This window comes from Stenotrophomonas sp. BR163 (assembly GCF_047520985.2).
Lineage (GTDB): Bacteria > Pseudomonadota > Gammaproteobacteria > Xanthomonadales > Xanthomonadaceae > Stenotrophomonas > Stenotrophomonas sepilia.
This window is the reverse complement of sequence record NZ_JAXBRE020000027.1, coordinates 41,154-54,832: the sequence shown is the minus strand read 5'-3', so window position 1 is coordinate 54,832 and position 13,679 is coordinate 41,154. Positions and strand designations below refer to the sequence as shown.

Annotated in this window: 11 protein-coding genes; 4 read left to right on the top strand and 7 right to left on the bottom strand. The window is 68.0% G+C overall.

Annotation, left to right across the window (positions count from 1 at the left end):
- Positions 1-441: 441 nt before the first annotated feature.
- From ACM0PY_RS17755 to ACM0PY_RS17740, 4 genes are all read right to left on the bottom strand, one after another.
- Positions 442-2,046, bottom strand: a complete 1,605-nt coding sequence (locus ACM0PY_RS17755; protein WP_138953376.1) for an OpgD/OpgG family glucan biosynthesis protein — start codon at positions 2,044-2,046, stop codon at positions 442-444.
- Positions 2,047-2,150: 104 nt separating this feature from the next.
- Positions 2,151-2,963 carry a bifunctional DNA-formamidopyrimidine glycosylase/DNA-(apurinic or apyrimidinic site) lyase gene (mutM, locus tag ACM0PY_RS17750; RefSeq protein WP_061480453.1) on the bottom strand — a complete coding sequence of 271 codons (813 nt, stop codon included), beginning with the start codon at positions 2,961-2,963 and terminating at the stop codon, positions 2,151-2,153.
- A 19-nt stretch (positions 2,964-2,982) separates the two neighbouring features.
- Positions 2,983-3,315, bottom strand: a complete 333-nt coding sequence (locus tag ACM0PY_RS17745) for an EF-hand domain-containing protein (RefSeq protein ID WP_061480454.1) — start codon at positions 3,313-3,315, stop codon at positions 2,983-2,985.
- Complete coding sequence (locus ACM0PY_RS17740) at positions 3,312-4,514, bottom strand: DesA family fatty acid desaturase (RefSeq protein WP_065179775.1); 1,203 nt, start codon at positions 4,512-4,514, stop codon at positions 3,312-3,314. The genes ACM0PY_RS17745 and ACM0PY_RS17740 overlap by 4 nt, the downstream gene beginning before the upstream one ends.
- A gap of 151 nt (positions 4,515-4,665) precedes the next feature.
- Here ACM0PY_RS17740 and ACM0PY_RS17735 point away from each other — a divergent pair, with 151 nt between their 5' ends.
- Positions 4,666-5,487: an ABC transporter ATP-binding protein gene (locus ACM0PY_RS17735; RefSeq protein WP_053496707.1), complete on the top strand. Its 822-nt coding sequence runs from the start codon at positions 4,666-4,668 to the stop codon at positions 5,485-5,487.
- A gap of 130 nt (positions 5,488-5,617) precedes the next feature.
- Here ACM0PY_RS17735 and ACM0PY_RS17730 read toward each other — a convergent pair whose 3' ends face one another.
- Both ACM0PY_RS17730 and ACM0PY_RS17725 read right to left on the bottom strand, forming a co-directional pair.
- Positions 5,618-6,820, bottom strand: coding sequence for a DUF4785 domain-containing protein (locus ACM0PY_RS17730; protein ID WP_134972060.1), 1,203 nt, complete (start codon positions 6,818-6,820; stop codon positions 5,618-5,620).
- 11 nt (positions 6,821-6,831) lie between these two features.
- Positions 6,832-7,710: a hypothetical protein gene (locus tag ACM0PY_RS17725; RefSeq protein WP_134972061.1), complete on the bottom strand. Its 879-nt coding sequence runs from the start codon at positions 7,708-7,710 to the stop codon at positions 6,832-6,834.
- A 261-nt stretch (positions 7,711-7,971) separates the two neighbouring features.
- Here ACM0PY_RS17725 and ACM0PY_RS17720 point away from each other — a divergent pair, with 261 nt between their 5' ends.
- Positions 7,972-8,811 carry an acid phosphatase gene (locus tag ACM0PY_RS17720; RefSeq protein ID WP_134969335.1) on the top strand — a complete coding sequence of 280 codons (840 nt, stop codon included), beginning with the start codon at positions 7,972-7,974 and terminating at the stop codon, positions 8,809-8,811.
- Between the two features lie 129 nt (positions 8,812-8,940).
- On the opposite strand, the gene ACM0PY_RS17715 is transcribed toward ACM0PY_RS17720, so the two are convergent.
- Positions 8,941-11,211, bottom strand: a complete 2,271-nt coding sequence (locus ACM0PY_RS17715; RefSeq protein ID WP_164263821.1) for a TonB-dependent receptor — start codon at positions 11,209-11,211, stop codon at positions 8,941-8,943.
- Between the two features lie 160 nt (positions 11,212-11,371).
- On the opposite strand from ACM0PY_RS17715, the gene ACM0PY_RS17710 reads away from it, so the two are divergent.
- The gene (locus ACM0PY_RS17710; RefSeq protein WP_134972062.1) at positions 11,372-12,388 is read left to right on the top strand and encodes a TIGR00266 family protein; all 1,017 of its coding nucleotides are present in this window, start codon (positions 11,372-11,374) and stop codon (positions 12,386-12,388) included.
- A 284-nt stretch (positions 12,389-12,672) separates the two neighbouring features.
- Positions 12,673-13,665, top strand: coding sequence for a patatin-like phospholipase family protein (locus tag ACM0PY_RS17705; RefSeq protein WP_164093443.1), 993 nt, complete (start codon positions 12,673-12,675; stop codon positions 13,663-13,665).
- Positions 13,666-13,679: the final 14 nt, after the last annotated feature.

Below are 13,679 nucleotides of genomic sequence, written 5' to 3'. Positions count from 1 at the left end.
CGTCTCAGCCGGATGGACCCGCTGGTCGAACTGGCCAACCGTGGCTAAGCTTGGCAGCCGCATCCATGCGGCTGACACCCCGCACTCCGACACCGCCCCACCTCTGACACAATCCCGCAGCTGTTGGTGGGTGTCGACCTTGGTCGACACATCTGTCAGATATCGAATGAAATTCCGGGGTCAGATCCGTTTTCCTTCGGAAAACGGATCTGACCCCAAGAGCAATTCCCACAGATCGCGGAAATCTGTCGAAGGCGGGGTGGGTCCGGTTGCGGGGGCGTGAGCGCCATGGATGGCGCGACCGAGGCTACATGGACGTATTTACGCCGTCCCCCTCAACCGGACCCACCCCGCCTCCCTACAGGAAACCAGCTTCTGCCGTTGCTTCGGCTCTGGCCTCTGCAGGTGCAGGGCTGCAAGCCCTGCAAACCCAATCCCCACTTAGTACAGCGTGCGCTCCGGCGCACCGGCCGGCGGCGGGGTGTACTGGTACAGCCAGGTCTCGGTGAGGGTCTTGCCACCACTGCGCAGGAACAGGCGGATGTCGATCTGCTCGGTACTGCCTTCCGGCGGCACCAGGTCGAACATCGCGCGATAGCCGTTGATCTCGCGCAGCGGGCGCGCCGAAACGATCTCGACCCGGCCACGGCTGGCTTCCACCACCGCTTCGACCTCGGCCTTGTCGATCAGCCTGGCCAGTTCGCCACCTTCGAAGTCCACCGCGAAGCGCCAGCTGAAGTACTCGCGCTTCTTGCCGACCACACCGCCCAGGCCGGTGCGGCTGGCCACGCAGTGCGCCAGCGGCGGGCGTGCCGGCGGTTCGGCGCCCCAGTACAAGCGGTAACCGACCAGCAGCTCCTGGCCCGGCTGCGGCTTTTCCTTCGGGTTCCAGAACGCCACGATGTTGTCGAAGGTCTCGTCCACGGTGGGAATCTCCACCAGCTGCACCGAGCCTTCGCCCCATTCGCCCTTCGGCTCCACCCACAGGCACGGGCGCTTCTCGTAGAACACGCCGTCGTCCTGGTAATGGTCGAAATTGCGGTCGCGCTGCAGCAGGCCGAAGCCGCGCGGGTTGCGGTCCACGAACATGTTGAAACGCAGGTTGCGCGGGTTCAGCAGCGGCCGCCAGATCCACTCGCCGGCACCGGTCCACAGCGACAGGCCATCGGTATCGTGGATCTCCGGGCGCCAGTCCCAGCCCATCCGGCGGTCGTTCTCGCCCACCTGGTACATGCTGGTGCACGGGGCGATGCCCAACCGCTCGATCGCCTTGCGCGGGTACAGCGCGCTGTCGATGTCCATCAGCAGCACGTCGCCATTGGTGATCGCGAAGCGATAGGCACCGGTCACGCTGGGCGAATCCAGCAGGCCATAGACCACGATCGTCTCCGAATCGGCCGACGGCTGCTCCAGGTAGTAAGCGATGAAGTCCGGGAATTCCTCCGGCTTGCCCATGCCGGTGTCGATCGCCAGGCCACGCGCGGATTGGCCGTACTGGCCTTCCTTGCCGACGGCGCGGAAGTAGCTGGCGCCAAGGAAGGCGGCGAAGTCGCGGTCGGTGTCCTTGCGGGTGTTCAGGCGGAACCCGGCGAAACCCAGATCGGCCGGCAGCTCGCCATCCTTGATGCCGCTCTTGCCGTAGTTGAACGCCGCGCCGTCATACGCCAGTTCCTGCGCCTTGCCGTCGACCACGTCGAACATGCGCACCGGCGAATGGAAGTACAGGCCCAGGTGGAAGAACTTCGCCTGGAACTTGCCCGGCTGGTCGGCCCACAGCGCATGGTCCTGGCGGTAGCCGATCGACTGGTACTGGTCCCAGTCCAGGCCTTCCAGGCGGCCCGGCAGCACCCGCTTGTGGCTCTTGTAGGGTGCCTGTGCAAGCGCGCGCGCCTGGCCCTTCAGGGTGGCGAAGTCGAACGGCTGCGGTTGGCCGAGGCGGCGCAGGCCCATCTGGCCGCTCCTGCTGGCCGCGCACGCGGGCAGGGACGGCAGGCCGAATGCAGCCAGGGCGAGGGAGGCATTGCGGATGAAGTCGCGTCGTTGCATGCAGGCGCGTCAGGCACAGAGGGAAGATCGGCCATGATAGGCAGACAAACGTTAACGGGCAGCGGAGACGCGCCCTGCCCGTTCAGCTGCCGCTGGTCGCCGGCTCAGCGCTGGCAGTGGCTGCACCAGACGCTGGCGCGCTGGCCGATGGTGGCGTGCTTCAGCGCGCGCCCGCAGTTCGGGCACGGCAGCCCGTCGCGGCCGTACACCAGCAGCTCCTGCTCGAAGTAGCCCGGCGCACCATCGGGGCTGATGAAATCGCGCAGGGTGGTGCCGCCGCGGGTGATGGCGTAGCCCAGGATCTCCTTCACCGCGTCGGCCAGCCGCTGGTAGCGTTCTCGCGAGATCTTTCCTGCCTCGCGCAACGGACTGATGCCGGCCTTGAACAGGCTCTCGGCGGCGTAGATGTTGCCCACGCCCACCACCACCGCCTGGTCCATCAGGAAGGTCTTCACCGGCGCGCTGCGGCCCCGGCTGCGGTCGAACAGGTAGTCGCCGTCGAACGCGTCGTCCAGTGGCTCCGGGCCCAGCCCCTGCAGCAGCGGGTGGATCTCCCCAGCCGGCTGCCAGAGCAGGCTGCCGAAGCGGCGCGGGTCGTTGAAGCGCAGCAGGCGGCCGTTGTCCAGGCTGATGTCGACGTGGTCATGCGCCCGCAGCGGGGTATCACCGGGCAGCACGCGCAGGCTGCCGGACATGCCCAGGTGCAGCACGGCGCTGCCGATGGCGGTATCCAGCAGCAGGTACTTGGCGCGCCGGCGGATGTCCTCGATGCGCTGCCCCGGCAGCAGCTCGGCCACTTCCGGTGGAATCGGCCAGCGCAGGTCGGCGCGGCGCAGGATCACGCCATGCACGCGCCGGCCCTGCAGGTGCGGCGCCAGGCCGCGGCGGGTGGTTTCGACTTCGGGCAGTTCAGGCATGGGGCGATTCTACGCCCGCTCAACGCGGCGGCGCGGACAGCTCGCGGGCATCCAGGAAGCCATCACCGTTGGCATCCTGCTTGTGGAAGCGCTGCACGATCACCTGCCGCTGCTGCTCGCGGCGGATTGCCCTGCCCTTGCCGCCGGGCAGCTCGTCGGCGCTCAGTACGCCATCACCGTTGCGGTCCATGCGATCGAAGGCATACAGCATCCACTGCACGTACTCGGCCTCGCTGACCTTGCCGTCGCCATCGCTGTCCATCCGCTGCAGATAGCTGGCGGTGTCGGTGACCTGGGCCAGCGCCGCACCCGGCAGCAGCGCCGCCAGCAGAAGCCCGTACCCTGCCCTCACGCGCCCACCAGACTGTAGCCCTTCAAGCGTGCGGCGTAGGCCTGCAACGCCGCGATACCGCTTTCCTCGGCCTCGCGGCACCACGCCTGCAGCTGATGCAGGCGCTCGGCGGCGTCGTGGCCACGGGCTTCCAGCAGCGCAGCCAATCGCCCGCGGTACTCGACCAGGGTGCGGATGCGCGGCCGCTGCGCCACCCATGCGCTGAGCTGGGCGCGGCTGTCCGGCTTCAGCCAGCGGCCATCGTTGACCAGGCCACGGCGCAACCGGCGTGGCAGCAGGCGGCGCAGCTTGGCCCCGGCCTGCGCGGCCTCCTCGCGCAGGGCCGGCATGAACACGTTGCGCTGGTAATCGGTCATCGCCTGGAAGCGGTGCGACAGCAGCGCCTTCAGCGTTTCGGCATCGGGCACGGCGATGTTCGGGCGCACGTCCATGGCCGGTGCCACCCGCAGCACCCTGGCCAGTCGCAGCGCCTGCAGCAGGCGGATCGCACTCCAGCCGATGTCGAACTCCCAGCGCCGCATCGCGAAGCGCGCCGAACTGGGGAAGGCATGGTGGTTGTTGTGCAGCTCCTCGCCACCGATCCAGAACCCCCACGGCGTGAGATTGGTGGAGGTATCGGCCGACTCGTAGTTGCGGTACCCCCACCAGTGGCCCAGGCCATTGACCACGCCCGCCGCCCAGAACGGGATCCACGCCATCTGGATCGCCCACAGCGCCACGCCGGGCAGGCCGAACAGCACGCTGTTGATCGCCAGCAGCACTACCGGCCCCAGCGTGGCGTGCGGGGTATACAGATGGCGCTCGATCGCGTCGTCCGGCGTGCCGCGCCCGTACTGCTCGATGTCCGCGCGCATGCCGCGCGCTTCGCGGTACAGCTCCACGCCATGCCAGAACACCTTGCCGATGCCGCGGGTGACCGGGCTGTGCGGATCGTCCTCAGTCTCCACCTTGGCGTGGTGCTTGCGATGGATGGCCACCCACTCGCGGGTGATCATCGACGTGGTCAGCCACAGCCAGAAGCGGAACAGGTGCGCCAGCGCCGGATGGAAATCGACCCCGCGATGGGCCTGGCTGCGGTGCAGGTACAGGGTTACCGAGAAGATGGTGATCTGGGTGAAGACCAGCAGCACGCCCAACATGGCCCACCAGCCGAGGCCGAGCACACCACCGGTCAACAGGGACATCAGGGCATCAGACATGGCAGCTCTCCGGATCGACGCGGGGATGGCAGACATGATGGGCGCTTGCGTTGCAAACTGCATCCCTGCGGCGATGTATCGCATCGCCATCCGTGGCACCGTTCACAGTTGGGGACCTGAGTTGTCGAGCCTTGATCCACGCGCCAGCACCATGACTGCCGCCCCGCCCGTTGCGGAGCTGCCCCCCTTGATCGAACTGGACCGCGCCACCGTGGTGCGCGGCCAGGTGAAGGTGCTGCACGGGCTCAGCCTGCGCATCGCACAGGGCCAGCACACCGCCCTGCTCGGCCCCAACGGCTGCGGCAAGTCGACCTTCATCAAGCTGATCACCCGCGAGCTGTACCCGCTGGCGCAGGTCGACGGCTCCGTGGCGGTAAGGGTGCTGGGGCAGAACCGCTGGCAGGTGGACCGGCTGCGATCGCAGCTGGGTATCGTCACCGGCGATCTCAGCAGCAACCTGGCCGACATGCCGGGCCTGACCGTGGAACAGGCAGTGCTGTCCGGCTTCTTCGCCAGCTACGTGGTGCCGGCCTTCCGCGAAGTGACCGCCGATATGCGCGCACGCGTGGGCGAGACACTGGCGATGACCGGCGCCCTGTCCCTGCGCGACCGCGCCTACGCCGAGTTGTCCGCTGGCGAGACCCGCCGCGTGCTGATCGCCCGCGCGCTGGTCAACCGGCCGCAGGCACTGCTGCTGGATGAACCCTCCACCGGGCTGGACCTGGTCGCCCGCGAGCAGCTGGTGGCGACCATGCGGGTGCTGGCGCAGCAGGGCATCACCCTGGTGCTGGTGACCCACCACATCGAAGAGATCATTCCCGAGATCGAGCGCGTGGTACTGCTGCGCGATGGCCGCGTGCTGGCCGACGGCACCCGCGCCGAGCTGCTGCGCAACGAACCGCTGTCGGCGGTGTTCGGCGGCGCGATCACCGTCTGCGAGCAGGAAGGCCGGCTGACCGCATACGCGGGGTGATCGGCATGCCGTTGTAGAGCCGAGCCGATGCTCGGCTGCTCCTGATCACGACAAACAGCAGCCGAGCATCGGCTCGGCTCTACAGGATGCAATGCAGCGGGCCGGATATCCCGGCCCGCCACCGTCGTGCTCAGAACCGCAACGCCAGCGCGCGCGACTCGATCGGTGCCATCCGGCTCTGGTCCTGCAGCTGCAGGTCGCGCAGCTCGTACGGTGCGCCAAAACCGGCCGGCAACGCGGCCTCGTCGAACGGCAGCACCAGCTGGCCGGCGCCTGGGCCATCGAACCACGCGGCTGCATGTGCCTGCGCGACCGGCTTCATCCGGCCATCGCGGGCCGTGGCATACAGCGTGCCACGTGCCTCGTAGCGGCCTGCCGCAGCCACCTGCAGCGGCAGCGCCACCTGGCGGCTGGAAGGGTCCGGTGCTGCCTGGCCACTGAAACGCGCGGTCGGCCGTGCCACCGCGAAGGCCACCTTGCCATCGCGCAGCACGCCATCGGCCTGGGCGAACACCTGCAGCTCCCACAGCCCCTGCACGGTGCCGATGTCGGTCGGGATCCGCACCTGCGCGCGCAGGCTGCCGTCGGTGGTGCGCAGCAGGCGCTGCGGCCAGCTGCGGCCATCCGGTGCGACAAGCAGGGCTTCCCCCCCCAGGCCGCCACGACGCGATGCCAGCTGCGCGGTGGTGGCGCCGTCTTCCAGCAGGCGTGCCTGCAGCTGCACGTTGCCACCGGCCAGCACCTGCGCCTGGTTGGCCTGCACTTCCAACCGCAGCGGGCTGTTGGGCTCCAGCACCTGCACCACATAGCGGCCCTGCGCCTGCGTGCTCTGCAGGGTGTACGCACCGGCGGCACTGGTCGCGCCGGTGCGCAGCATGCTGCTGCCATCACTCACCGGCATGCCGGCATCCTGCAGCGCGCGCGCATCGACACTGCGGGCCACGCTGCTGCGGCCAGCCGGGTCGCGCACCTGCAGGGTGTTGGCCGGCAGCGCGCGGGCTCCTGCGGCCGGACTCAGCTGGATCACCGCATCGGGCGCCGTCAGCGGCAGGTCCAGGCCGCGCTGCAGCTGCGTGCCATCGACCTGCTGCCAGTAACTGCGGCTGACCGAGGCATATGGCGTGGCCGCCTGCAGCGGCTGTGCCGGGTCCAGCGCCCAGGCAAACGACAACGGCGCGTGTTCGCTTTCATCGGCAGGCAGCGGCGCGGCCACCAATGCGGCAGGCACCTGATCGCCCGCGCGGGCCGCCAGCAGAGGCTGCGCGGCCTGCGCGGCGGAAAGGGACAGTACTGCCAGCACCGCACTGGCCAGCAGGGTGGAATGGGTCGTCATGGTCATCTCCCTCACTGGGTCAGGTCGTTGCGCAGCAGGGTGCCGAGGCCGAAGCACTCGCGCCGGCTCTGGTTGTGGCTGAGCGGTTCTGCGCCCTGGGTGCGCGCTGTGTCGGTGAACCAGGTGGTGCCGGCCGCCTTCTGGCTGCTGCACTCCAGGAAGCCATCGGAGCAGGACGACAACCAGTTCTGGGTGAATTCCAGGCCAACGTTGGCGGCATAGCCACCGCAGTAGCTGTTGCTGTCCCACACCGCCGATTCCACGTCACTGCCGACCACCGCGCGGAACGGCTTGGGCAGCGCCGGGCGACCGGCCGTGCCGTACAGGTTCTGCGCGTTGTAGGTGGCCATGCTGGCCACCTGCTGCTGGCGTACCGCGTCGTTCTTGTAGCCCAGCAGCCAGCCCAGTGACGTTTCGAAGGTATTGCCGTTGAGCACCGCATCGGCCAGCGGCGTGCCCGCCGAGGACGGCGCCAGTGCGGTGACCTTGCGCACCGTGCGGATGATCTTCGGATAGCGGCTGTCGTAGGTCGGGTTGGACAGGATCCAGCGCATCACGTTGCCGCCGTTGGAATGGGTGATCACCACCAGCTGGGTGATGCCACGGCTGTCGATGAAGCCGGTCAGCTGGTTGGCCAGGCAGCCGGCGGCCTCCGGTTTCCACATGTACTGGGTGAAGTCACAGTTGATGACCACATAGTTGCTGCTGTTCGGCAGGCCCTGGCGCACGGTGTCGATGATCGCCGGCTGCCAGTAGTCCTGGGTGGCATTGGTCTGCGCGCCGGTGCCATGCACGAAGGCCACGCCGACCACGTCGGCGGCCTGCGTCGGTGCTGCTGCCAGCCCCAGAAGCAGGGCCAGGACGGTACTTCCTGTTGCGGTGCTGCGCATCGCTTCTCTCCCTCTGTCTTCGGATCCCCCCGACCCGGCTGGAACTGGACGGCCCCTGGTGCCTGCCGATGTGCCGATGCTCACGGTGCGGCCGCGTGAAAGTCCGTGCGCTGCGCCCGGATTCAGCAGACTGGCACCCTTCGATGACGTTCTTCATCTCCTGTGATGACCATGCCGGGTCTGGCCGTATGACCGATGGCCACTGCAGTGCCGCATACGGGCTGCGATCATGACGCGATGTTTTTCCTCCGGAGCCCGTCCATGTCGTTGATTTCCCACCCCGCCCGCCCGCTGCTCGGCCTCGCCGTTGCCGTGGCCCTGGCCGGCTGTGCTGCCACGGCCACCAAGCCGACCGCCGTCGAAGCCAACATCACCACCAAGGCCGTGGGCTATCTGGACAAGAGCGCTGTTCCGGCCAGCCTCGATCTGGTGCCGGCACCGCCGGTGGCCGGTTCGGCCGCCCTCGCCCTGGACGAACAGGTCAGCCGTGAAGCCCGCGCGCTGCGAGGCAGCCCGCGCTTCGCCCAGGCCGGCGTCGATGCGGAACTCGGCTTCCCCGAGGGTGCAAACCACTTCTCCTGCGCCGCCGACATCGACGTCGATGCGGTGAAGACTCCGGCGCTGTATCGACTGCTGGAGCGCAGCCGGATCGACGCCAGCGCCGCCACCAAGGCGGCCAAGAACCACTACCAGCGCCCGCGCCCGTTCATGGTCAACGGTGAGCCGACCTGCTCGCCGAAGGACGAGGATGGCCTGCGCAGGAATGGTTCCTATCCATCAGGCCACACCTCAATCGGCTGGGCCTGGGCACTGATCCTGTCGGAGATCGCGCCGGACCGCGCCGATGCCATCCAGGCCCGCGGCCGCAACTACGGCGAGAGCCGCCTGGTGTGCAACGTGCACTGGCAGAGCGACATCCTCGAAGGCCGCTTCATGGGCGCCGCCGCCGTGGCCCGCCTGCACGACAACGCGGCGTTCAACAAGGACCTGCTGGCCGCACGCAAGGAGATCGAGGCGGCGCGCAAGGCCGGTCGGCACTCCAGCCGCGACTGCGCCACCGAGAATGCGGTGCTGAAGGTGCGCCCGCAGAGCGCGCTGTAAGCCATGCCTCTGTAGCCGAGCCATGCTCGGCTCATGGCAGTCGAGCATGGCTCGACTCTACAGAACGCAGGAAACAGAAGGGCCGGCATTGCGCCGGCCCTTCTTCATTGCACTACCGCAGCCACCGCATCAGAACTTCGCGGTGAACTCCACACCCCAGGTGCGCGGCTCGTTGAGGAAGCCGGTCAGGTTGTTGAAGTCGATCGCACCGACCACGCGGGTCTGGTTGGTCAGGTTGCGGCCGAACACCGCCACGTCGTACTGGCCATAACCCCAGTTGTAGCCCAGGCGCAGGCCGCCTTCCAGCGAACTACGGCCGCGGAATTCCGGCGACTCGTAGATGAAGAAGTTCACCGCGCTGCGGTAGGCCCAGTCGGTGTAGGCGTACAGCTCGCTGCCATCGCTGAGCGGGAAGCCCACGCGCAGGGTCGCGTTGTGGATCCACTTCGGCGCCTGCGGCAGCGGGTTGCCGTTCACCAGCGCGTAGGTCTGGCCGTTGATCACCGTGGTCGGGTCGGTGATGGTGCAGCCGCCGCCACAGATCGCCACCGCCAGGTTCTTGTCCTTGATCTCGGTGTCGTTGTAGCTGCTGCCAAAGGTCAGCAGGACGTTGTCGGCCAGGTAGGCCTCCAGGTCCAGCTCGACGCCCTGGCCGATGGTCTTGTCGGCGTTGAGCAGGGTGGCGGTGTTGTTGGAACCGCCCACGGCGATCAGCTGCTGGCCATCGACGTCGTAGCGGAACACGCTCAGGCCCAGGCGCGCGCGGCGCTCGAACAGATCGGCCTTGATGCCGGCCTCGTACGAGATGACCTTCTCCGAATCGGCCTGCGACAGACCCGGCGCAAAGGCCAGGCGGCCCTGGATCGACGGCGCGCGGAAGCCCTTGGCCACACGGGCGTAGGCGTTGATGTCGTCGGTCAGCTTGTAGACGCCGCTCAGGTCCCAGCTGACGTCGTTGACGTCGGTGTTGGCCAGGTACGGGCCACTGACCGGGGTGCCGAACGGAACCGCCTGCAGCACGCTGGCGCTGAAGTCCTTCTTGTCCTGCGTGTAGCGCACGCCGGCACGCAGCTTGAAGCGGTCGGTGACGTCGAAGTCACCCGAGGCAAACACCGCCCAGGCCTTGTTGCGCTGGTTCTGCACCACGTGGCCGGTCTGCGGATTGCCCGGGGCCAGCGAGTCGTAGTTGAAGTTGTTGATGGTCACGTCTTCATCGAAGTAGAAGACGCCGGCCTGCCAGTCGAAGCGGCCCCACTCGTTGGACTCGACGCGGAATTCCTGCGTCCACTGGCGATGGTGCGGCAGGCCATCAGCCGACTCCGAGGAGAACGGAATCAGGCCCGGGCCGTAGTTGCCGGCACCGAGGAAGGCCGCACCGTAGCCACCGTCGATGTCACCGCGGTTGAGCGATTCAGCGGTCTCGTAGCCGGTGATCGAGTGCAGGGTCACCGAGCCGAGGTTCCACTGCAGGCGCGCGCTGCCCCCCCAGGTCTCCAGGTCGGAGAAGTTGACGCCGTCGTTGGCCACCTTGTCGCGGTCGAAGTTCTCGACCAGCGAATTGCCACCCTTCTGGATGATGTTGGCGCGGAACAGGCGGGCGGTGCCGTTGAGCTTGCGCTTGTGGAGGTTGAACAGCGCTTCGAAGTCATCGCCTTCGTACAGGAACTGCACGCGGCCTGCCGCTTCGTCATAGCCTTCGAAGCCGCTGTTGGGCGCGCCCACACGGGTGTTGTCGACCCAGTCGTCACGACGCTGGTAGATCGCCGAGACGCGCGCCGACCAGCGGTCGGTCAGCGGGCCGCCGTAGGCGCCCTGCACGTTCCAGCTGTTGTAGCTGCCATAGCCGACGCGGAGGTAGCCATCGGCATCCTGCGACGGGCGCGCCGAGTCGAACTTGACCACGCCGGCCGGCGTGTTGCGGCCGAACAGGGTGCCCTGCGGGCCACGCAGCACTTCCACGTTGGCCAGGTCGAACAGCGGGAAGCCCTTCAGCAGCGGGCTTTCCTGCACGACGTCGTCGTATACCAGCGACACCGGCTGCGAGGCATTGAGATCGAAATCGGTGTTGCCCAGGCCGCGGATGTAGAAGCGCGGGAAGGCACGACCGTAGGACGACTCGATGTTGAGGCTCGGCACGCGTGCGGCCAGGAAGCGGATGTCATCGCCGGCCGAACCGAGCACATCCAGCTTCTCGCCCTGGATCGCGCTGACTGCAACCGGTACGTCCTTGGCGTTCTCGACACGGCGCTGCGCGGTGACCTGCAGGGTGTCGAGGGCAACCGGATCCTTGGCGGCAGGGGTTTCCTGGGCGGCTGCTACCAACGGCAGCAGGGCGGAAAGAGCGGCAACGAGAGGGCGCGCGACCGGAAGGCGGCCACGGGAAGTGCGGGTCGGGGACATGGCGGTAGGCTGTGTTTGGAGGGGTGGTAAAACGGCGCTACCAGATAATTGTTGCAATACAGCACCTGCCCCGCAAATGCCGGCCGTTCATGGCCCCGTCGCCCTGCCCCCCGGGGCGCTCGCTAGACTCGGGGTTTTCCAGCGCCGCGGAGCCGCCGCAATGACCCAGTGGTACTTCCATGCCTCGGCCCAGGCCGACCGAATCGGACCGCTCGATGACCCGGCCGCGCGCCGCTACGCGCAGGCCAACCCGCGCGCGCTGGCCTGGTGCCAGGGCATGAGCGGATGGACCTCGATTGCCGAAGTGCCCGAACTGCAATCCGCGGCCCCGGGCATGCCCCACACCCCACCCCCGGTCCCCGCCACCGCCAGCGGCCGCGCCGACGACATCGAATTCCGCATCGTCGGCCATGAGATGCAGTTCGTGGAAATCGAGCTTGATCCCGGTGAGAGCGCCATTGCCGAGGCCGGCGCGTTGATGTTCAAGGACGCCACGGTGCAGATGGATACCGTGTTCGGCGCCGCCAATGGCGACCAGGGCGGCGGCTTCATGGGCAAGGTGATGGCTGCCGGCAAGCGCGTACTGACCGGCGAAAGCCTGTTCGCCACCGTCTACACCCAGAGCGGCCATGGCAAGGGCAAGGTCGCCTTCGCTGCGCCCTACCCTGGGACGGTGCTGGCGATGAAACTGGACCAGCACGGCGGCCGCCTGATCTGCCAGAAGGACAGTTTCCTGGCCGGCGCGCGCGGCGTGCAGATCGGCGTGCAGTTCCAGCGCAAGATCATGACCGGCCTGTTCGGGGGCGAGGGTTTCATCATGCAGAAACTGGAGGGCGACGGCTGGGTGTTCATCCACGCCGGCGGCTGCGTGGTGGAGCGCGAGCTGGCCGCCGGCGAGCGCCTGGATGTGGATACCGGCTGCGTGGTCGCCTACCACCCGACGGTGGACATGGACGTGCGTCGGGTGGCCGGCATCAAGAGCATGCTGTTCGGCGGCGAAGGGGTGTTCCTGGCCACGTTGACCGGCCCCGGCAAGGTCTGGCTGCAGTCGCTGCCGTTCTCACGCCTGGCCGGCCGCATGTGGATGGCCGCACCGCAGGGCGGCGGCCAAAGCCGCGGCGAAGGCTCGGTGCTGGGCGGCCTGGGCCGGATGCTGGATGGCGATAACCGCTTCTGACCGCCTCCGGTCGTGCCGGCCGCTGGCCGGCAACCTCCTGGACCTTGGCGCGCATCCCGGTAGTGCCGGCCGCTGGCCGGCAGCCTCATGGACCTTGGCGCGCATCCCGGTAGTGCCGGCCGCTGGCCGGCAGCCCCATGGACCGTTGCCAGTTTCCCTATGGTTGCCGGCCAGCGGCCGGCACTACCTTTATGAATGGGCGATATTTCCCACCCTGCCCGCCCCGCCGCAGCTTCGGTATGCTGGCGCCCTTTCCTGAATCCGGCGCCGTGCGCGCACTGCCGATGAGCCTGTTCCGCCCCCGCATGCTGCTGTCTGTCGCCCTGATCGGCCTGCTGGCCGGCTGCGGTGGCGACCCGGTCCGCCCCACGCCGCCGCCGGCGCCGACCGTGGTCCCGCAGGCCAAGCCGGTGAAGATCGGTATCGCGCTCGGCGGTGGCGCGGCCAAGGGCTTCGCCCACATCGGCGTGATCAAGATGCTGGAAGCCAATGGCTTCGAGCCCGCGGTGGTGTCCGGCACCAGTGCCGGCAGCGTGGTCGGCGCGCTGTATGCCAGCGGCATGGATGCCTTCCAGATGCAGAGCAGGGCCGTGGCGCTTGATGAAGCCAGCATCCGCGATGTGCGCCTGTTCTCCGGTGGCCTGGTGCAGGGCCAGAAGCTGCAGGACTACGTCAACGAACAGGTTGCCAACCGTCCTGCCGAGCGCCTGAAAAGGCCGTTCGCCGCCGTCGCCACCCAGCTGGAAACCGGCGAGCGCGCAATCTTCGTGCGCGGCAATGTCGGCCAGGCCGTGCGCGCGTCGAGCAGCATCCCCGGTGTGTTCGAGCCGGTGAAGATCGGCGGCCGCAACTACATCGACGGTGGCGTGGTCAGCCCGGTACCGGTGGACGCTGCCCGCCAGCTCGGCGCCGACTTCGTGATCGCCGTCGACATCTCCAGCAAGGCCAGCGGCAAGGCGCCGACCGACATGCTGGGTATCGTCAACCAGTCCATCTCGATCATGGGCCAGCGCCTGGGCGAGCAGGAACTGGCGCGCGCCGACATCGTCATCCGCCCGAAGGTACTGGACATCGGTGCCGCCGATTTCAGCCAGCGTGGCACCGCGATCCTGGAAGGCGAAAAGGCCGCGATGGCAGCGATGCCGCAGATCCGCGCGAAGATCCAGCAGCTGCAGCGCGCGCGCGCCGCAGCAGCCGCACCGGCACCGGTGGCCGCGCCGAAGTGCGAGGAAGCCTCGCGCCTGGGCAAGCTGATGGGCCGCAAGGACAAGTGCTGATCCATTGAAGCCAG

Coding starts and splice junctions, on each gene's coding strand:
- ACM0PY_RS17735 (WP_053496707.1), top strand. CDS start 4,666: ATGACTGCCGCCCCGCCCGTTGCGGAGCTGCCCCCCTTGATCGAACTG.
- ACM0PY_RS17710 (WP_134972062.1), top strand. CDS start 11,372: ATGACCCAGTGGTACTTCCATGCCTCGGCCCAGGCCGACCGAATCGGA.
- ACM0PY_RS17720 (WP_134969335.1), top strand. CDS start 7,972: ATGTCGTTGATTTCCCACCCCGCCCGCCCGCTGCTCGGCCTCGCCGTT.
- ACM0PY_RS17740 (WP_065179775.1), bottom strand. CDS start 4,514: ATGTCTGATGCCCTGATGTCCCTGTTGACCGGTGGTGTGCTCGGCCTC.
- ACM0PY_RS17705 (WP_164093443.1), top strand. CDS start 12,673: ATGAGCCTGTTCCGCCCCCGCATGCTGCTGTCTGTCGCCCTGATCGGC.
- ACM0PY_RS17715 (WP_164263821.1), bottom strand. CDS start 11,211: ATGTCCCCGACCCGCACTTCCCGTGGCCGCCTTCCGGTCGCGCGCCCT.
- ACM0PY_RS17730 (WP_134972060.1), bottom strand. CDS start 6,820: ATGACGACCCATTCCACCCTGCTGGCCAGTGCGGTGCTGGCAGTACTG.
- mutM (WP_061480453.1), bottom strand. CDS start 2,963: ATGCCTGAACTGCCCGAAGTCGAAACCACCCGCCGCGGCCTGGCGCCG.
- ACM0PY_RS17725 (WP_134972061.1), bottom strand. CDS start 7,710: ATGCGCAGCACCGCAACAGGAAGTACCGTCCTGGCCCTGCTTCTGGGG.
- ACM0PY_RS17755 (WP_138953376.1), bottom strand. CDS start 2,046: ATGCAACGACGCGACTTCATCCGCAATGCCTCCCTCGCCCTGGCTGCA.